Annotated in this window: 16 protein-coding genes and 2 riboswitches; of the genes, 4 read left to right on the forward strand and 12 right to left on the reverse strand. The window is 62.3% G+C overall.

The window, feature by feature from the left end; translation table 11 throughout:
• Window positions 1–79: 79 nt before the first annotated feature.
• The 4 genes from FBY02_RS08010 to FBY02_RS08025 all read right to left on the reverse strand — a co-directional run bounded on the left by FBY02_RS08010 (window position 80) and on the right by FBY02_RS08025 (window position 4,016).
• The gene (locus FBY02_RS08010; protein WP_144925690.1) at window positions 80–943 is read right to left on the reverse strand and encodes a LysR family transcriptional regulator; all 864 of its coding nucleotides are present in this window, start codon (window positions 941–943) and stop codon (window positions 80–82) included.
• A 63-nt stretch (window positions 944–1,006) separates the two neighbouring features.
• Entirely contained in the window at window positions 1,007–2,725 is a 1,719-nt protein-coding gene (locus FBY02_RS08015; RefSeq protein ID WP_144925693.1) for a hydrogenase maturation protein, read from the reverse strand.
• A gap of 213 nt (window positions 2,726–2,938) precedes the next feature.
• On the reverse strand, window positions 2,939–3,256 hold the full coding sequence (locus FBY02_RS08020; RefSeq protein WP_144925696.1) for an SCP2 sterol-binding domain-containing protein: 318 nt from the start codon (window positions 3,254–3,256) through the stop codon (window positions 2,939–2,941).
• A 49-nt stretch (window positions 3,257–3,305) separates the two neighbouring features.
• Window positions 3,306–4,016 (reverse strand): histidine phosphatase family protein, encoded by a 711-nt coding sequence (locus FBY02_RS08025; protein WP_144925700.1) that lies wholly within the window; start codon window positions 4,014–4,016, stop codon window positions 3,306–3,308.
• 232 nt (window positions 4,017–4,248) lie between these two features.
• Between FBY02_RS08025 and sohB the strand changes: the two genes are divergently transcribed.
• Window positions 4,249–5,280: a protease SohB gene (sohB, locus tag FBY02_RS08030; RefSeq protein WP_144926079.1), complete on the forward strand. Its 1,032-nt coding sequence runs from the start codon at window positions 4,249–4,251 to the stop codon at window positions 5,278–5,280.
• Between the two features lie 203 nt (window positions 5,281–5,483).
• Here sohB and FBY02_RS08040 read toward each other — a convergent pair whose 3' ends face one another.
• The 4 genes from FBY02_RS08040 to metH all read right to left on the reverse strand — a co-directional run bounded on the left by FBY02_RS08040 (window position 5,484) and on the right by metH (window position 12,175).
• On the reverse strand, window positions 5,484–5,978 hold the full coding sequence (locus FBY02_RS08040) for a DUF934 domain-containing protein (protein WP_144925703.1): 495 nt from the start codon (window positions 5,976–5,978) through the stop codon (window positions 5,484–5,486).
• Window positions 5,962–7,614 (reverse strand): nitrite/sulfite reductase, encoded by a 1,653-nt coding sequence (locus FBY02_RS08045; RefSeq protein WP_144925706.1) that lies wholly within the window; start codon window positions 7,612–7,614, stop codon window positions 5,962–5,964. Before FBY02_RS08045 ends, FBY02_RS08040 begins: the two co-directional genes overlap by 17 nt.
• Before the next feature lie 545 nt (window positions 7,615–8,159).
• Entirely contained in the window at window positions 8,160–8,378 is a 219-nt protein-coding gene (locus tag FBY02_RS08055; RefSeq protein WP_144925709.1) for a DUF2970 domain-containing protein, read from the reverse strand.
• Window positions 8,379–8,464: 86 nt separating this feature from the next.
• Window positions 8,465–12,175: a methionine synthase gene (metH, locus tag FBY02_RS08060; protein WP_144925712.1), complete on the reverse strand. Its 3,711-nt coding sequence runs from the start codon at window positions 12,173–12,175 to the stop codon at window positions 8,465–8,467.
• Window positions 12,176–12,329: 154 nt separating this feature from the next.
• Here metH and FBY02_RS08065 point away from each other — a divergent pair, with 154 nt between their 5' ends.
• A complete protein-coding gene (locus FBY02_RS08065) occupies window positions 12,330–14,621 on the forward strand; it encodes a fatty acid cis/trans isomerase (RefSeq protein ID WP_144925715.1) in 2,292 nt (763 codons plus the stop codon).
• Window positions 14,622–14,736: 115 nt separating this feature from the next.
• The gene (gene nfuA / locus FBY02_RS08070) at window positions 14,737–15,321 is read left to right on the forward strand and encodes a Fe-S biogenesis protein NfuA (RefSeq protein WP_024781251.1); all 585 of its coding nucleotides are present in this window, start codon (window positions 14,737–14,739) and stop codon (window positions 15,319–15,321) included.
• Window positions 15,322–15,528: 207 nt separating this feature from the next.
• Here nfuA and cobM read toward each other — a convergent pair whose 3' ends face one another.
• From cobM to FBY02_RS08095, 4 genes are all read right to left on the reverse strand, one after another.
• Complete coding sequence (cobM, locus tag FBY02_RS08080; protein ID WP_144925721.1) at window positions 15,529–16,275, reverse strand: precorrin-4 C(11)-methyltransferase; 747 nt, start codon at window positions 16,273–16,275, stop codon at window positions 15,529–15,531.
• Between the two features lie 79 nt (window positions 16,276–16,354).
• Window positions 16,355–16,759, reverse strand: coding sequence for a cobalamin biosynthesis protein (locus tag FBY02_RS08085; protein ID WP_144925724.1), 405 nt, complete (start codon window positions 16,757–16,759; stop codon window positions 16,355–16,357).
• Window positions 16,756–17,463 carry a CbtA family protein gene (locus FBY02_RS08090; protein ID WP_144925727.1) on the reverse strand — a complete coding sequence of 236 codons (708 nt, stop codon included), beginning with the start codon at window positions 17,461–17,463 and terminating at the stop codon, window positions 16,756–16,758. Before FBY02_RS08090 ends, FBY02_RS08085 begins: the two co-directional genes overlap by 4 nt.
• Before the next feature lie 11 nt (window positions 17,464–17,474).
• Complete coding sequence (locus FBY02_RS08095; protein WP_047703624.1) at window positions 17,475–17,663, reverse strand: CbtB-domain containing protein; 189 nt, start codon at window positions 17,661–17,663, stop codon at window positions 17,475–17,477.
• Window positions 17,664–17,770: 107 nt separating this feature from the next.
• Window positions 17,771–17,994: riboswitch (cobalamin riboswitch) on the reverse strand.
• Window positions 17,995–18,160: 166 nt separating this feature from the next.
• Window positions 18,161–18,375, forward strand: a riboswitch (cobalamin riboswitch).
• Window positions 18,376–18,472: 97 nt separating this feature from the next.
• Between FBY02_RS08095 and cobW the strand changes: the two genes are divergently transcribed.
• Window positions 18,473–19,537 (forward strand): cobalamin biosynthesis protein CobW, encoded by a 1,065-nt coding sequence (gene cobW / locus FBY02_RS08100; protein ID WP_144925730.1) that lies wholly within the window; start codon window positions 18,473–18,475, stop codon window positions 19,535–19,537.
• Window positions 19,538–19,539 lie beyond the last annotated feature (2 nt).

Genomic DNA, 19,539 nt, shown 5'->3' on the forward strand with positions numbered 1-19,539 from the left:
TGTGGCGCGGGGAATCAAGCGAAACGTCACATCGCCCCGCTGCGCCGCAAAACGCTCCCCCGCCTTTTAACGGCATGCGTTAACCCAGCGGATCCCAGCGCTGGGACCAGTCGCTGCCGCTCCTGACGATGCCCCGCAACACCTCGAACGCCTGTTGCAACGCCGCCGAATCCCGGTCCCGGGAATAAACCAGGTACGTTGGGTAATTGAACTCCGGTGCCTTGGGCACCCGCTCCAGGATGTTGCTGTCCAGGTAGCTTTGCACGACGCGCGTGCGGAAATAGCCGCTGCCGCCGTTTTCCAGGATGTATTGCAAGGCCAGAGGCCCGAGGTTGAAGGTGACGGCAGCCTTGGCCTTGTCCGGCAGGGCGGTGTCGTGCTGGCGACGGAAATCGACGCCCCAGTCGATATACACGTAGGGCTCCGGGCAACTGGCCAGGCGCACCAGGATCAGCTTTTCCTCCAGCAACTGTTCAACCTGCAGTCTTGGCCAGTATTCGGGTTGATACACCACCGCGGCATCCAGCAGGCCCAGCTCCAGTTGTTGCAGCAGTTTCTCGCCGTCGCGAATGTCCATGCGCAAGGCATGGCCGGGAATCGTCCGACGCAGTTCACGGGCCCAACTGAGCATCAAGGGATTGCACAGGCTGACCTCGCCACCGATGTGCAGCACATTGCGATAGCCTTCGGGCAGCGGCAGGTCCCGGCGGGCCGCTTCCCAGGTCTGCACGAGCTGGTTGGCGTAGACGACAAAGGCTTCGCCGTCGCTGGTCAGCCGCGCACCGGCGCGGTTGCGCACGAACAGCGCGCAGCCGAGCTGGCTTTCCAGTTTCTGTACCCGAGCGGTAATCGCCGTCTGGGTGACATGCAGCTTGTCTGCCGCCGCAGCGAGACTGCCGTGGCGGACAATTTCCAGGAAAGTGCGGGCGAGGTCGATGTCCATGTTCAAGCCGATGCAGGGGAAGCGGGCATTGTAAGAGTTGGCACGCCGCCCCGATACCGACAATCACTGGACGGCTTCGGCCTCCGTCATCCGTGCCCACGGTGCAACCAGCCGTTCCGGGGTACGACAGGCCTTGCGCTTGAATACGAAGTTACGACATTTTTCGGCGAAACCGTGACGATTCTCGACCATATCGCGCTGCATGTGTTGCAGCTCGCCATCCCGACAGGCCTGGATCGCCGACAGGCTTCGTTCGGCCTTGCGGGCCCGGATGGCTCCGTAGGCGGAATCGTGCCAGGCACCGTTGGCCCGTTGCAGCAACCACAGGCCGAACTCGTCGGGACAGCGTGGACCGATCTCCTGGACCATGCCGTAGCGCAATGCCTGGCGGGCGCTGATGGGCAGGCAATCCTGGGTCAGTGTCCAGGCCAGGTCCGGTCCAATGGCGCGAGGCAGGCTGTAGGTCCAGTATTCGGAGCCGTACAGGCCCATGGTTGCGTAGTGGGGGTTGAGCACGATGTCGCTGCGCGCCAGCACGACATCGGCGGCCAGGGCCAGCATCACACCGCCCGCACCGGCATTGCCCGTCAGGCCGCTGACGACCAGTTGCCGGGCGCTCAACAACTCGAGGCAGACATCGTCGATGGCCTGGATGTTGGCCCAGGCCTCCAGGCCTGGTTGGGCGGCGGCCTGGATCACGTTCAGGTGCACGCCGTTGGAAAAACTGCCGCGCCCGCCGCGGATCAACAGCACCTGGGTAGACCTGGACTTGACCCAGCGCAACGCGTCCACCAGGCGCCGGCATTGCTCGGTGCTCATCGCGCCGTTATAGAACTCGAACGTCAGTTCACCCACCTGGCCGCATTCCCGGTAGCGAATGGGTTGATAAGCCTCGTCGCTGAATGGCTGTCGGGCCAAGGAGCTGTCGAGCACCGGCACGCCGTTGAGTCGCTCCGCCAGTACATGACGCGCCGGCCGTTTGAAGGTCTGTTCGCCGGGGCGCGGCTTTTGGCGCAGGGCACCGATCCAGAGACTCGCGTCACCGGTTGCCACCAGCACTGCATCATCACGCACGGCCAGCAGCGTGCCAGGCAATCCACGGCGCACATCCAGATGGGCGTCATACAGGTAGAACTGGCCGCCTACCAGGCTCGCCAGCACGCCTGGCTGACCATCGGCAGCGTCGATGCAGCGCTTGATGAACAAGGCGCTATCGTGCCAGCTGAAGGTGCGGTCGTCCTGGGTCATGTTCGGCCGCAGGCGCCCGACCACGTCATGGCGGCTGTAATCCAGCGGCACCGGGACGAAACCGTTGGCAAACTTCTTCACGACTTCGCGGATGCAGCAGATGGCCGCATCGCTGACCGGACCGTTATACAACTCTGATTTGCGCAGGCCTTCGGGCAGGTTGAACTCGCAGGTGGCCCAGATCGGTCCGGCATCCATTTCCTCCACCGCCTGTAACGCCGTGACGCCCCAGCGTTCGGGTTGGCGCATGATGGCCCAGTCCAGCGCGCTGGCACCGCGATCGCCGACGATGCCCGGATGGATGATCACCACCGGTCGGTGGGGATTACGCCACAGTTGCTCGGGCACCCGGTCCTTGAGGAAGGGACAGATCACCAGGTCGGCCCCGCTTTGTTCGATTTGCCGACACACCGAATCCGGATCGGTGAACAGCACCACGCTGGGGCGATAACCGGCCTCGCGCAGATCCAGCCAGGCACGTTGGGTCAGGCCGTTGAATGCGGTCGACAGCAGGATGATCTTCAATGTGGGCATGACGTTCTCTTCCTTGAGATGAGCGAGCACCGGCTCCCGATGAGCCGTCCCTGGCTTCTGATGGAGGCGTCAAGTTAGCGCTTGGAGGGCGAGCCGGAACTGACCGGGATCAACGTTGTGCGTACTGGAAGAATTACCGGAGGACAGAAACGCAAATCCCGCCACGGGGGCGGGATTCGTTGCAGCCAGGAGCGCCCGGAAGGGGGCGCAGGCTCAGGCCGGGAACAGTTCGGAGAGTTTCATCGACAGCATCATGTCGCCTTCGACACGCAGTTTACCGCCCATGAATGCTTGCATGCCGTCGGTTTCACCGCTGACGATGCCCTTGAGGGTTTCGCTGTCCATCACCAGTGTGCAGTTGGCGTCGGTATCTTCGCCTTCCTGCAATTCACAGGTACCGTCCTTGACGATCAGGGCGTACTGCTTGTCTTCGTCGGTGATGTTGAAACCGAATACCAGGTCCAGGCCGGAAGCGGCGGCTGGGTTGAATTTTTCTTTCATCTTTTGTACGGCGTCTACTACGGAGGTCATGGTTTCGATCCTTATCGGGTGGATACAGCAAGGGTCTACGATTTCGGCCTCAGCGATAGGTGATGAGGTCCGGGGTCTTCAGCAGTTGCAGGTGAGCATGACTGTTGAAGGAAGCCAGGGCCACGTCGCGTCCCCTGAATTTCAGGTGGTTGAGCGAGGTGTTGACGATTTGCCAGTTCAGTTCGAAGGCCTGTCGGGCCGGTATCCGGGTGATCAGGTGGAGCAGGGCGGTAATCGTGCCGCCGGACGTGAACACGGCGATTTTGTGGCTGTTGTCGGCCTGTTCCAGGATGCGCTGCAGGCCGGCCTGGACCCGCTCGACGAAACCCTGCCAGCTCTCCAGCCCGGGCGGGTCGTACTGGCCGCTGAGCCAGCGCTCGACCACGAGGGCGAAAATCCGCTGGAATTCGGCACGGTTCTGCGCGGCATTGCGCAGGATGTACAGGGCCTCGGGCTCTTGGGGCAGCAGGTCCGGCAGCAGGGCGCGAATCACCGCGTCGGCGTCGAACTCGTTGAACGCGGCGTCGGTTTCCACTTCGGGAACCGGCAGCCCGGCGGCGGACATCCGGCCCAACGCGCCGGTGGCGGTGTCCTGTTGACGGCGCAGGTCGCCCGAGAGGCAACGATCGAACACCACACCGAGCTCCGCCATGTGGCTCCCCAGCACCTCTGCCTGGCGTACGCCATTGGGTGAAAGGACATCGTAGTCGTCCGCACCAAAGGAGGCTTGGCCATGTCGAATCAGGTAGATACTGCCCACGTCCGCGTCATCCCGGTACGTTGAAGGTTTGGCGAGGTTATGAGGATGGCCGTGAGCTGTCAATGAAAAAACATACGCTTGTTTGAAATGTCTGTTACAGCCTTGTCCAGCCTGGCCCGGGCTTAAGGTAACCACAGGTTTCCCGGCTGGTAGCGACGCAGGTGCATGGGTATGCTGGGAACGTTTAATGTCCGCCGTCGAGCGGCGAGTCGAGAATCTATTAGGAGTGATCGTGGAGTTCTTTATCGAATACGCCGGTTTTCTGGCCAAGACCGTGACGCTGGTCATCGCCATCCTGGTGGTGCTGGCCAGTTTTGCTGCCCTGCGCAGCAAGGGGCGGCGCAAGTCGGCCGGCCAGTTGCAGGTAAGCAAACTCAACGATTTCTACAAGGGGCTGCGCGAGCGCCTGGAGCAGACGCTGCTGGACAAGGATCAGCTCAAGGCCCTGCGCAAGAGCGAAGGCAAGGCTGAGAAAGCGCAGAAGAAGCAAAAAGACAAGCCGGCGACCAAATCCCGGGTATTCGTGCTGGATTTCGACGGCGACATCAAGGCCTCGGCCACCGAGAGCCTGCGCCATGAAATCACCGCGTTGCTGACCCTGGCAACGCCCAAGGACGAAGTGGTGCTGCGCCTGGAAAGCGGTGGTGGCATGGTCCACAGCTATGGCCTGGCCTCGTCGCAACTGGCGCGGATCCGCCAGGCCGGCGTACCACTGACCGTGTGCATCGACAAGGTCGCGGCCAGCGGCGGATACATGATGGCCTGCATCGGCGAGAAGATCATCAGCGCGCCTTTCGCCATCCTCGGCTCCATCGGCGTCGTGGCCCAGTTGCCGAACGTCAATCGCCTGCTGAAGAAGCACGACATCGACTTCGAAGTCCTGACCGCCGGTGAGTACAAGCGCACGCTGACGGTGTTCGGCGAGAACACCGAGAAAGGTCGGGAGAAATTCCAGCAGGACCTGGACATCACCCACGAGTTGTTCAAGAACTTCGTGTCCAACTACCGCCCGCAACTGGCCATTGATGAAGTGGCGACCGGCGAGGTCTGGCTGGGTGTCGCCGCGCTCGGCAAGCATCTGGTGGATGAATTGAAGACCAGCGACGAATACCTGGCCGAGCGCGCCAAGAGCGCCGAGCTGTACCACCTGCACTATGCCGAACGCAAAAGCCTGCAAGAGCGCGTCGGCATCGCGGCCAGTGGCTCGGTGGACCGGGTGCTGTTGAGCTGGTGGAGCCGATTGACCCAGCAGCGGTTCTGGTAATCCTGGCTTCACCACCAATCCCTTGTGGGAGCGGGCTTGCTCGCGAAGGCGGTGGTTCAGTCGATATTGACTTGGCCTGACACGCTGCTTTCGCGAGCAAGCCCGCTCCCACAGGGGGCTGTGCCGACATGGCTGGTTTGCGATCAAAATAAAAAAGCCCTGAACCGGAATATCCGGATCAGGGCTTTTTCATTACAGCGGATTCAGCGACGACGGAACAGCGGCAGCGGTTCGTCAGTGGCGGCCTGGTAAGTCACCGAGAAGTCCTTGAGGCTTTCGAGGGCTTCGTAGGGGTCCTTGTCGGCACGCAGGGCGAACGCGTCGAAACCGCAACGGCGCATGTAGAACAGCTGGTCGCGCAGTACATCGCCAATGGCCCGCAGTTCGCCCTTGAAACCGTAACGGTCACGCAGCAGGCGGGCGTTGGAGTAGCTGCGGCCATCGGTGAAGGCCGGGAAGTTCAGGGCGATGACCTGGAATTGATTGGCGTCGTCGCCGATCTCTTCCGCTTCTTCGTCTGCATCCAGCCACACACCCAGGCCGCCATCGCGGACCTTGAGGGCGCGGGAATGATCACGCCACAGAGCCAGTGGCACGATCAGGTCGTCGCAGTTGGAAATACCATCGAGGGTCGCGTCCTTGGGCAGCAGGTGCCAGGTTTCGTCGATGACCTCGTTGTTCTTAATGATTCGCTGCATAGACGCGTTCCTTGAAGAGGTCGATGCCGATACGTTGGTAAGTGTCGATGAAACGCTCGTCTTCGGTACGTTGTTCGATGTACACGTCGATCAGCTTCTCGATCACGTCTGGCATGTCGTCCTGGGCAAACGAAGGCCCGAGGATCTTGCCCAGGCTGGCGTCGCGGCTGCCGCTGCCACCCAGGGAGACCTGGTAGAACTCTTCGCCTTTCTTGTCCACGCCCAGGATACCGATGTGGCCGACATGGTGGTGACCGCAGGCGTTCATGCAACCGGAAATGTTCAGGTCCAGTTCACCGATATCGAACAGGTAGTCCAGGTCATCGAAACGACGTTGGATCGATTCGGCGATCGGGATCGACTTGGCGTTGGCCAGGGAGCAGAAGTCGCCGCCAGGGCAGCAGATCATGTCGGTCAGCAGGCCGATGTTCGGCGTGGCGAAACCTTGTTCGCGCAACTCGCCCCACAGGGTGAACAACTGGCTCTGTTCGACGTCGGCCAGGATGATGTTCTGCTCGTGGGAAGTGCGCAACTGACCGAAGCTGTAGCGCTCGGCCAGGTCGGCCACGGCGTCCAGCTGCTTGTCGGTGATGTCGCCCGGCGCTACACCGGTCGGCTTCAGGGACAGGGTGACCGCGATGTAGCCAGGTTTCTTGTGGGTCAGGGTGTTGCGGCTGCGCCAGCGGGCGAAGCCCGGATATTCCTTGTCGAGTGCTGCGAAGTCCTGGTTGTCCAGGGCCTTGTATTGCGGGTCGACGAAGTGCTTGGCCACGCGATGGACTTCGGCTTCGGTCAGGGTGGTCTGGCCGCCACGCAGATGAACCATTTCGGCTTCGACCTTCTCGGCGAACACTTCAGGTGTCAGGGCCTTGACCAGGATCTTGATCCGCGCCTTGTATTTGTTGTCGCGACGGCCATAGCGGTTGTACACCCGCAGGATGGCATCGAGATAGCTCAGCAGGTCCTGCCAGGGCAGGAACTCGTTGATGAATGCACCCACCACCGGCGTACGACCGAGGCCGCCGCCCACCAGCACGCGGAAGCCCAGCTCGCCCGCTGCGTTGTAGACCGCCTCCAGGCCGATGTCATGGACTTCGATGGCGGCGCGGTCCGAGGTCGAGCCGTTGATGGCGATCTTGAACTTGCGCGGCAGGTAGGCGAATTCCGGGTGGAAAGTGGTCCACTGGCGGACGATCTCGCACCACGGACGCGGGTCGATCAATTCGTCGGCCGCAACACCGGCGAACTGGTCGGTGGTGACATTGCGCAGGCAGTTGCCGCTGGTCTGGATCGCGTGCATCTGCACGGTGGCCAGCTCGGCCAGGATCTCCGGCACGTCTTCCAGGGCCGGCCAGTTGTACTGGACGTTCTGCCGCGTACTGATGTGGGCATAGCCCTTGTCGTAGTCGCGGGCAATCTGGGCCAGCTTGCGCACCTGGCGTGAGGTCAATTGGCCGTAAGGCACCGCCACCCGCAGCATCGGGGCGAAACGCTGGATGTACAGGCCGTTCTGCAGGCGCAGAGGGCGGAATTCTTCTTCGCTCAGCTCGCCTGCCAGATAGCGTCGGGTCTGATCACGGAACTGCTTGACGCGGTCCTCGATGATCCGCTGATCGTACTCGTCATATACGTACATATAAGTCTCGGTCTCAGGCTTGGGCCGATCAGAAACAGCTGCGTGTTGGCTCGCTGGAATCGGGTTCTGCCTCGGCAATTCTGCGCGCACGGCCGCGCACTCCTATAGGAGCCGGTGCAAGATACCTGTTTTGAGTTATGCGCAAAAGTGATGTTTGAGTATATGTAAAGAACCAAATGACCTAATGGGATCTATCGGCCTCGAACCCACATTTGTCGTATGGGCAATCATCGTCTTAACTGTGGTCGAGTCCCTATGCAATCACCTAAAAAACCGACAAGAGGCGATGCAATGAGCAATCCGACCAAAGCAAGGAAAAGCGACAGTACCGTTGATGCCTGGGCCATTCTGTTCCTGATTATCCTGGTGGTGGGCACGGCGGTGTTCTGGGTCAGTCACCAGTAATCGGTTATTCAACGCAATAAAACCTGTGGGAGCGGGCTTGCTCGCGAAAGCGGTGGTTCAGTCGATATTGACTTCGCCTGACACACCGCTTTCGCGAGCAAGCCCGCTCCCACAAGGTTGTGTTCTGCAGATAGGTTTCTTTACATCCCCGCCAGATGCACCACCAGCTTGACGATACCGAACAGCGTCAAGGCGAAGATCACCGTGAAGGCGATGCCCAGTATCACGAAGTGACTCGGTTTGCCGTGGGTGAAGTCACGGGCGCGGTTCTTGCCGCTCTGCACGCCGAAGGCGGCGGCCAGCACGCTGTGCATCATCTGCAGCAGGGTCGGCGGCTTGTTGTCGACTGGATCGTCCATAAATCCCTCGTCTGCCATGGGTTTGGGGCAAGCATAGACAACCCGCGAAAAAAGATCGCGACCGGTGCCGGCCGCGATCTTCCGGATCAGCTGTCGTAACCCAGGTTCGGCGCCAGCCAGCGTTCGGTCACGCTCAGCTCCTGCCCCTTGCGGCCGGTATAGCTCTGGACCTGGTCCTTGTCGATCTTGCCCACGGCGAAGTACTGCGCCTGGGGATGGGCGAAGTACCAGCCGCTGACCGCTGCCGCCGGGAACATGGCGTAGTGCTCGGTGAGGAACACGCCGCTGCGGCCGGCCTTCAATTCGCTGGCCTCGGGGTCGAGCAGGCGGAACAGCGTGGCTTTCTCGGTATGATCCGGACACGCCGGGTAACCGGGGGCAGGACGGATGCCGGTGTACTGCTCCTTGATCAGCGCCTCGTTGTCCAGGCTTTCGTCCTTGGCATAACCCCAGTGTTCCTTGCGCACCTGCTGGTGCAGCCACTCGGCGCAGGCCTCGGCCAGGCGGTCGGCCAGGGCCTTGACCATGATCGAGTTGTAGTCGTCGCCGGCTTCCTGGTAGGCCTTCGCCACTTCCTCGGCACCAATGCCGGCAGTGGTGATGAAGCCGCCCACGTAGTCGGTCACGCCGCTGTCCTTCGGCGCGACGAAGTCGGCCAGGGAGAAGTTGGGCTTGCCGTCGGTCTTGATGATCTGCTGGCGCAGATGATGCAGGCGGGCCAGCGGCTTGCCGTCGTCGCCGTAGACTTCCAGGTCGTCGTCATGCACCTGGTTGGCCGGCCAGAAACCGAACACCGCCCGGGCGCTGATGAGTTTCTCGTCGATCAGCTTGCGCAGCATCGCCTGGGCATCGGCGTACAGCGCGGTGGCCGCTTCGCCGACCACTTCATCGGTGAGGATGCGTGGGAACTTGCCGGCCAGGTCCCAGGAAATGAAGAACGGCGTCCAGTCGATGTATTCAGCCAGAACGTTCAGGTCGATGTTATCCAGCACTTTGGCGCCGGTGAACGTCGGCTTGACCGGTTGGTAGCTGCTCCAGTCGAACTGTGGCTTCTTGGCAATGGCGGCGGGGTAGCTCAGGCGTTCGGTGCGGGCGCTGCGGTTGGCGGTGCGCTCGCGTACCTCGGTGTAGTCCTGGCGGGTTTTCTCGACGAACGCCGGTTTCAGTTCCTTGGACAGCAACTGTGTCGCCACCCCGACAGCGCGGGAGGCGTCGGTGACGTAGATCACCGCGTCATTGCTGTACTTGGGTTCGATCTTCACCGCAGTGTGGGCCTTGGAAGTCGTGGCACCACCGATCATCAGTGGCAGATGGAAATCCTGGCGCTGCATCTCGCGGGCCACGTGCACCATCTCGTCCAGGGACGGCGTGATGAGGCCGGACAGGCCGATGATGTCGCATTTCTCGTCCTTGGCCACCTGCAGGATTTTCTCCGCTGGCACCATCACGCCCAGGTCGACGATGTCATAACCGTTGCAACCGAGCACCACGCCGACGATATTCTTGCCGATGTCATGGACGTCGCCCTTGACCGTGGCCATCAGGATCTTGCCCTTGGCCTCCGGCTTGTCGCCTTTTTCCGCCTCGATGAACGGAATCAGGTGGGCCACGGCCTGCTTCATCACCCGGGCCGACTTGACCACCTGGGGCAGGAACATCTTGCCGGCACCGAACAGGTCGCCGACGATGTTCATGCCGGCCATCAACGGGCCTTCGATGACTTCGATAGGACGGGCGAACGACAGGCGCGATTCCTCGGTGTCTTCGACGATGTGGGTGGTGATGCCCTTGACCAGGGCATGCTCCAGGCGCTTGTTGACGTCCCAGTTGCGCCATTCCTCGGTTTCCGCTTCCTTGGTGCTGCCGTCGCCCTTGTACTTGTCGGCGATGGCGAGCAGGGCGTCGGTGCCTTCCGGGGTGCGGTTGAGGATCACGTCTTCCACGGCATCGCGCAGTTCCACCGGGATCTGGTCGTAGATCTCCAGCTGGCCGGCGTTGACGATACCCATGGTCAGGCCTGCGCGGATCGCATACAGCAGGAACACCGAGTGAATCGCCTCGCGTACCGGGTTGTTGCCGCGGAACGAGAACGACACGTTGGACACCCCGCCCGAGGTCAGTGCGTAGGGCAGCTCGTCGCGGACATAGGCGCAGGCGTTGATGAAGTCCACGGCATAGTTGTTGTGTTCTTCGATACCGGTGGCGACGGCAAAGATGTTCGGGTCGAAGATGATGTCTTCCGGCGGGAAGCCCACTTCATTGACCAGGATGTCGTAGGAGCGCTTGCAGATTTCCTTCTTGCGCGCCTCGGTGTCGGCCTGGCCGGCTTCGTCGAACGCCATCACCACCACGGCGGCGCCGTAGCGTTTGCACAATTTGGCGTGATGGATGAACTGCTCGACGCCTTCTTTCATGCTGATGGAGTTGACGATGCCCTTGCCCTGGATGCACTTGAGGCCGGCCTCGATCACTTCCCATTTCGACGAGTCGATCATGATCGGTACGCGGGAGATGTCCGGTTCGCCGGCAATCAGATTGAGGAAGGTCACCATGGCCTTCTTCGAATCGAGCATGCCCTCGTCCATGTTGATGTCGATCACCTGGGCGCCGGCCTCGACCTGCTGCAGGGCCACTTCCAAGGCTTCGGTGTAGTTGTCTTCGCGGATCAGCCGGGCGAATTTGGCGGAACCGGTGATGTTGGTCCGCTCGCCGACGTTGACGAACAGCGAGCTGCGATCGATGGTGAACGGTTCCAGGCCCGACAGGCGGCAGGCCCGGGGGATTTCCGGAATCTGCCGCGGAGCATAGCCGGCCACGGCCTGGGCGATGGCTTCGATGTGCGCAGGGGTGGTGCCGCAGCAGCCGCCGACGATGTTCAGGAAGCCGCTCTGGGCGAACTCTTCGATGACCTTGGCGGTTTGCGCTGGCAGCTCGTCGTACTCACCGAACTCGTTGGGCAGGCCGGCGTTGGGGTGGGCCGAGACGTGGGTGCTGGCCTTGTTCGACAGCTCTTCCAGGTAAGGGCGCAGTTCGCGGGCCCCCAGGGCGCAGTTCAGGCCCACGGAGATCGGCTTGGCGTGGGCCACGGAGTTCCAGAACGCTTCGGTGGTCTGGCCGGAGAGGGTGCGGCCGGAGGCGTCGGTGATGGTGCCGGAAATCATGATCGGCAGCTCGACGCCCAGTTCTTCGTAGACCCCTTGCACGGCGAAGATCGCCGCCTTGGCGTTCAGGGTGTCGAAGATGGTTTCGATCAGAATCAGGTCGGCGCCACCCTCGATCAGGCCTTTGGTGGCCTCGGTGTAGTTCTCCACCAGTTCGTCGAAGGTCACGTTGCGATAGCCGGGGTTGTTCACATCCGGCGACAGTGAGCAGGTGCGGCTGGTCGGGCCGAGCACGCCGGCGACGAAGCGTGGCTTGTCCGGTGTTTCGAGGGTCTTGGCGTCGGCCACCTTGCGGGCCAGGCGCGCACCCTCCAGGTTCAGCTCATAGGCCAGGCCTTGCATGCCGTAGTCGGCCTGGGATACCTGGGTGGCGTTGAAGGTGTTGGTTTCGAGGATGTCGGCGCCGGCGTCCAGGTAGGCTTTTTCGATGGAGCCGATCACGTCGGGACGGGTCAGCACCAGCAAATCGTTGTTGCCCTTGACGTCGCTCGGCCAGTCGGCAAAACGCTTGCCGCGATAGTCCTGTTCCTCCAGCTTGTAGCTCTGGATCATCGTGCCCATGCCGCCGTCGAGAATCAGGATACGTTCCTTGAGGGCCTGCTGGAGAAGATAAAGGCGAGCGCTGCGATCGGACATAGGACTACCTGGAGAAAAGACCATTACGAAGCCAGGAATCATAGCAAACCTGTGCCGGATTTGATCGTGGGCGGCTTTTGCATGAATGTTGCTCATGTTTGCAAGGGGCTGCTGGCCCGGTAGAATCACCGTTCCATCTCTTAGGGACCGAGACATGCCGTACCGCGTCTTATTCGGCAGTCTGTTGCTGCTGTTGTCTTTTACCGCAGCCGCCAAGGATCCCCTACCAGCGCTGTCCTACACCCGCGACATCCAGCCGATCTTCACCGAGAAATGCGTGGCCTGCCACGCCTGCTACGACTCCGCCTGCCAGTTGAACCTGGGCAGCGGCGAAGGCGCGGCCCGGGGCGCGAGCAAAATGTCGGTGTATGACGGCGAGCGCCGCCAGGCCGCCGTCCCGACCCGCTTGTTCTATGACGCTTCCGGCCCACAGGCCTGGCAGCGCAAGGGCTTCTATTCCGTACTCGATGCCCAGGGCAGCCAGGCTGCATTGATGGCGCAGATGCTGGCGTTGGGACACGGCGCACCGTTGCAGCCCAACGCCAAGTTGCCGGAAGACATCGTGCTGGGCCTGGAGCGTGAAAACAGCTGCGCGATGCCGGGGCAATTCGATGGATACGCTGCCGCCCACCCCAGGGAAGGCATGCCCCTGGCGGTCACCGGCCTGACCGATCAGCAATACCAGACCTTGCAGCGCTGGCTGGCCGCCGGCGCCCCCATCGACCAGCAAGCCTTGGCTCCCAGTGCCGCCGAAGCCTTGCAGGTGCTGCAATGGGAGAACCTGCTCAACGCCCCTGGCGCCCGGCAAAGCCTGGTGGCCCGCTGGTTGTTCGAGCACTGGTTCCTGGCGCATATCTATTTCAAGGACGGCGAGCCGGGGCATTTCTTCCAGTGGGTGCGCTCGCGCACGCCCAGTGGCCAGCCGATCGACCTGATCAATACCCGGCGCCCGAACGACGACCCCGGCACCCGTGTCTATTACCGACTCTGGGCGGTGCAAGGGGTGATCGTGCACAAGACCCACATCACCTACGGGCTGAGTGCGGCCAAGCTGGCGCGGATCAAGAGCCTGTTCTACAAGGGCAACTGGCAGGTCACGGCGTTGCCCGGCTATGGGCCGGAGCGCCGCTCGAACCCGTTCTCCACCTTTGAAGCGATCCCGGCCCAGGCCCGCTATCAATTCATGCTCGATAACGCCGAATATTTCGTGCGCACCTTTATCCGGGGCCCGGTGTGCCGCGGCCCGATCGCCACGGATGTGATCCGCGACAACTTCTGGGCGCTGTTCCAGGCCCCTGAGCACGACCTGTACATCACCGATCCGAACTATCGCGGCCAGGCCACGCCATTGCTGGCGATGCCGGGGCAGAACGATGATGTGGGCAGCGTTGTCAGCCTGTGGCTCGACTACCGCGACAAGCGTAACGCCTACGAGGCCTTGCGCCGGAACAATTACGCCGAACTGCCGGCGCCGAGCTGGTCGACGCTGTGGGCCGGCAACGACAATGCCTTGCTGAGTATTTTCCGGCACTTCGACAGCGCCTCGGTTACCAAGGGCCTGATCGGCGAAGTACCGCAGACAATGTGGCTGTTCGACTTCCCTTTGCTGGAACGCACTTACTACCAGTTGGCGGTGAATTTCGACGTGTTCGGCAACGTTTCCCATCAGGCTCAGACGCGGCTTTACTTCGATCTGATTCGCAATGGCGCGGAACAGAACTTCCTGCGCCTGATGCCGGCCGGTGCCCGGGAAGGCTACCTCGACGACTGGTACCAGTCCGGTGGAAAATTCAAGATGTGGCTGGATTACGAGAGCATCGACAATGACAAACTGACTGCCCTCAAGCTTGACGAGCGCGACCCCAAGGGCGATTTTGCCCGGCAATTGCTGCTCCGCTATGGCGAACTGAATGCGCGACCCGACCCGATCAACCGTTGCGACGGCGCCTATTGCTCGCGCCCGAACATCGCTCCGGCCCTGCAGAACGCCGAGCAGGCCCTCAGTCGCCTGGTATCGCGCCCGGCGGCGGGGCTTCGGGTGATCGACCAGTTGCCGGAAGCGACGATGCTGCGTGTCGAAACCGCCGATGGCCATCGCGAGGTCTACAGCCTGCTGCGTAACCGCGCCCATAGCAACGTGGCGTTCCTGCTGGGTGAGGAGCGGCGCTACCAACCGGGGCTGGACACTTTGACGGTGTACCCGGGAGTGCTCAGCAGCTACCCGAACTTCATGTTCAATGTCCCCGCCGGGCAAGTCCCGGCGTTCGTCGACGCCATGGAGAGCGCTCAGGATGAGCATGCGTTCCAGCGGATTGTCGAACGTTGGGGAATTCGTCGCAGTCACCCGCAGTTCTGGTACTACTTCCATGACCTGAGTCGCTACATCGAGGAAACCGAGCCCTTGGAGGCCGGCGTGCTGGACATGAATCGCTACCAGAACCTCTGACCGGCCTGTCCGGCGGCGAGCCCGTACCGCGGGCTGCTTTCCTGACAAAAATACTGGGACTTTGTCCGGCGCCCTGATTTGGCGTAAACTGCCGGCAAGCCTGCGAGGAGTTTCCATGACCGCCATTACGATTACCGATGCCGCCCACGATTACCTGGCCGACCTGCTGTCCAAGCAGAACACACCGGGTATCGGGATCCGCATCTTCATCACCCAGCCCGGCACCCAGTACGCAGAGACGTGCATTGCCTACTGCAAGCCGGGAGAAGAAAAACCCGAAGACACCGCGTTGGGGCTCAAGAGCTTCACCGCCTACATCGATTCGTTCAGCGAAGCGTTCCTGGACGATGCGGTGGTCGACTACGCCACCGACCGGATGGGCGGCCAACTGACCATCAAGGCACCGAATGCGAAAGTGCCGATGGTCAACGCCGACAGCCCGATCAACGAGCGCATCAACTATTACCTGCAAACCGAAATCAACCCGGGGCTGGCCAGCCACGGCGGCCAGGTGTCGCTGATCGACGTGGTGGAAGACGGCATTGCGGTGCTTCAGTTCGGCGGCGGCTGCCAGGGCTGTGGCCAGGCTGACGTGACCCTGAAGGAAGGTATCGAGCGCACGTTGCTCGAGCGTATCCCGGAACTCAAGGGCGTGCGCGACGTGACTGACCACACGCAGAAAGAAAACGCTTACTACTGATTGTTGCGGGCCGGCCTGCCACCATCGCGAGCAGGCTCGCTCCCACAGGATCTGTGGTGGATACATAATTTGCGGCCACCCCGACCCCCTGTGGGAGCGGGCTTGCTCGCGAAGTCGTCAGCACAGTCAACATCGATGCAGACTGACCCACCGCTTTCGCGAGCAAGCCCGCTCCCACCAGGGAGTTGTGCTGAGCGGCTGACGGGTTCAGGGCCTGTACAGATGGGCATGCCCGGCGCGGTAGAGCGATGATTCGCTGAACACGTCGTTGCCCAGCACCCGCCCCACCAGAATCAGCGCCGTGCGGCGAAAGCCCTTGGCGTGCACCTTTACAGCAATGTCGGCCAACGTCCCCACCACCCAATCCTGATCCGGCCATGTCGCCCGGTGAATCACGGCAATCGGGCAATCCGCGCCGTAGTGGGGCCACAACTCTTCGACGATTCTTTCCAGATGATTGACCCCCAGGTGGATCGCCATGGTCGTTCCATGCTGTGCCAGGCTGGCCAGTTCTTCCCCGGCAGGCATGGCGGTCTTGTCCGCGTAGCGGGTGAGAATCACGCTCTGGGAAATGTCCGGCAAGGTCAGTTCGGTGCCCAGCAGGGCGGCGCAGGCTGAGGTTGCGGTCACTCCGGGAATGATCTCGAAGGGGATGTCCAGTTCCCGCAGGCAACGAATCTGCTCGCCGATGGCGCCGTACAGGCTCGGGTCGCCCGAATGCACCCGGGCGACGTCCTGGCCGTTGCGATGGGCTGTCTCCATCAGCGCGATGATCTGTTCCAGGTGTAGTTCGGCGCTGTTGATCACCTGTTCGGCGCAGTGGCCCTCGAGCACGGCGGCGGGCACCAGGGAGCCGGCATAGATGATCACCGCGCAGCTGCGCACGAGCCGCTGGCCCTTGACAGTGATCAATTCCGGATCGCCAGGGCCGGCGCCAATGAAGTAGACGGTCATGACCGGTTCCTGAAAATAGAGTGGGGAGCGATGTCTGAATGAAGATCGCTCATGATCCATGGGGCACGATTATCGGGTTTTACGACGCGACCGCCAATGCCAGGGTAGCCTGGGCGCACTTCTGGCGGGGAATTCGCAAGGTGGCGGTCGTTTTGCCCAATCGTTCGGCGAGGGCCAGCGCCGCGCTTTCGGCCACGCCATAGCAACCTGTGCGCTCGAAAGCGACCTGCGAAGGGTGGCTGAGCCGTTCCCGGTAACCCGCCAACTGGGCGGCACTGAAGAAGGTCAGCGGCAGGCCCAGTTGCCCCGCCAATTCGAGCAGGCCCGGTTCGTCACGTTTGAGATCGATACTGGCCAGGGCGCCTACCGCCTCAAGCGCGATCCCATGGGCCTGCAACGTCTCATCCAGCAATATTCGCAACACGCTGGCCGGGCAACCGCGCTGGCAGCCCAGGCCAACCACCAGCACCTGCCCGCTATTCATGCCTCGTGGCGAGCTTGACCGTCACGGCGGAACAGCCAGGCGCTGATCAGGCCCAGGGCCAGCCAGAACGCGACGTTGGTCAATTGCGAGGCGATCTTGAACTGGCTTTCAAGGGCTTCGGGCGCCAGCATCGAGTGGACTTCCGGCTGCGGTGCGCCGATAACATGGGGCACCAGCAATGTCGCCACACCCAGCAGCTTGAGCAGCCAATGCCTGCCGAACGCGATCAGGGCGATGCCCACGGCCGTGGACGCCGCGGTGCCGATCCACCACATTTGCCGTTGAGCCAGGTCGGCCGCGGCGGTACCGGGCAGTTCCGGCGGCAGGCCGAGGGTCGGTGCGAGGACGAACGTGGCATAGCCGGCCAGGCCCCAGAGCAGACCCTGGGAGGTGCGGGTGGGGGCGCGCAAGGTGTACAGACCCGCCAGCATCAGGGCGAAACCCACCGCGACTACCAGATTGCCACCAGTGGTGGACAGCACGCGCTGCCAGCCATCTTCGGGCTCCCAGGCTTCGGCATCATGGGTATGGGCGACGCCGTCGGCATGCTGGTGAGCCTCGACAGCGACTTCGGCAGCCGGGGCTTTTTCATAGGTTTCGGCCTGCAGGATCAGCGGCGAAACCCACAGGCTCTGCAGGAGGGTCAGCAGCAGGGCGGCCAGCAAACCACTGAACCCGGCGGTTTGTGCGATACGCTTGATCATGTCGGCAGGTCTCAATGGCACGGGAAGGCGGCGCTGTGGCGGGTGTCGTGGGCCGCGTTGTGCACCGCCTCGATGTGGGAGAAACCGGCGAAATAGACCAGGCCGGCACCCATGATCGAGGCGAGGATCGCCGCGCTCAGGCGCTGGCTCAGGGTCGTGGTGCTGCTGGCGGTGCGGGCGGTGGTGCTGATGGTCGACATGGCGCTTCCCTCTGTTCTTGTCTTGGTCAGTGGGTAAATCGAGCGCAATGAAACCCCGGGCAAAAAAGCCCGTCAGGATCCGAACAGCGCCCGCCCACCGCGGGTTTGTTGATGTTTGAGTTATGGGCCGGTCTCCGGGCTCACGAGGGGCAGGGCCTGGGCCTTGCCTGCAAGCGCCACCTTCCCATGCCATCGGGCACAGTGGATCTGACGCTTCGCTCGCTTACCGTTGCGGGGGCAGCACCGGACTGACGTGGCCTGGAAGTAAAGCACACGATTCACCGGTTTCCCGTTTCACCCTGTGAAGGGCACCCATTACTAGGCGCACAGGAGAGCATGGCTGGGGGTGGGGCGTCAATGAAACCGAGTCGCGGCCATCGCGAGCGGGCTCGCTCCCACAGGGGAATGCATTTCAAATGTGGGAGCGAGCCTGCTCGCGATGAGGCCGGCACAGACGCCACAGAACTCGAAGACATTGACCCGCCCCCACACCCTGCGTAGCCTTGCGCCTTCGAGGTTCTTCGGTTTGCGCCGAAGCTAAGAAGGGAACGCGGTCCAAGCCGCGGCTGCCCCCGCAACTGTGAACGGTGACGTTCCTGCCAGGCCACTGTGCATGCCGCACGGGAAGGCGCAGGAATTGCCAGGGCTTTCCATGAAAGCCGGGACCGGCCCGCCGTCAGCCAGGAGACCTGCCTCGAGACAGATTCTCACTACAACCGGGCGGGGTGATCCGGTGGCGAAATCTTCCGCGCACCCTTGTGCCTGCGGTTGTCGTCCCGTTTGCCCGCCACCTTGCCAAAGGGCATCCGATGAAAACACTGGCCAAACTTCCCGTCACTATCGTTACCGGGTTCCTCGGCTCGGGCAAAACCACGTTGCTGCGACACATGCTCGATAATGCCCAAGGCCGGCGTATCGCGGTGATCGTCAACGAATTCGGCGAGCTGGGCATCGACGGTGAGATCCTCAAGCAGTGCTCCATCGGCTGCACCGAAGAAGAAGCCAACGGCCGCGTCTACGAGCTGGCCAACGGCTGCCTGTGCTGCACGGTGCAGGAAGAGTTCTTCCCGGTGATGCGCGAGCTGGTGGCCCGGCGCGGCGACCTCGACCATATCCTCATCGAAACGTCCGGCCTGGCCTTGCCCAAGCCGCTGGTCCAGGCTTTCCAGTGGCCGGAAATCCGCAGTGCCTGCACCGTCGATGCGGTGATCACTGTGGTCGACAGCCCGGCCGTGGCCGCTGGCACCTTCGCCGCTTTCCCCGACCAGGTCGATGCCCAGCGCAAGCTCGATCCGAACCTGGACCACGAGTCGCCGCTGCACGAACTGTTCGCCGATCAACTGGCGAGCGCCGACCTGGTGATCCTCAACAAAGCCGACCTGATCAGCCCGGAAGACCTGGCGAAAGTCCGTCTTGAGGTAGCCGAGGAACTGCCACCGGCGGTCAAGGTCATCGAAGCCAGCAGCGGTCGCCTGCCGCTGGAGGTGCTGATCGGCCTGGGGGCTGGTTCCGAAGAACACATCGACAGCCGCCACAGCCATCACGACCACCATCATGACGGCGACGATGACGACCACGATCATGACGCCTTCGATTCCATCTCCATCGAGCTGCCCCAGGCCGACGAAAGCCTGTTGCTGGACGCGCTGACGCAACTGGTGGTCCAGCACGGCGTGCTGCGGGTCAAGGGCTTTGCGGCGATCCCGAACAAGCCGATGCGCCTGCTGATCCAGGGAGTGGGCACGCGTTTCGACAAGCATTTCGACCGCCAGTGGGGCGCCGATGAAGCGCGGGTGACGCGTCTGGTGTTGATTGGCCAGGCGCTGGATGCCGGGCTGCTTGAAGCGCAGCTGCGCGCCGCCCTCAGCGTCTAAGC

The sequence above is a fragment of the Pseudomonas sp. SJZ078 genome (assembly GCF_007828255.1).
GTDB lineage: Bacteria > Pseudomonadota > Gammaproteobacteria > Pseudomonadales > Pseudomonadaceae > Aquipseudomonas.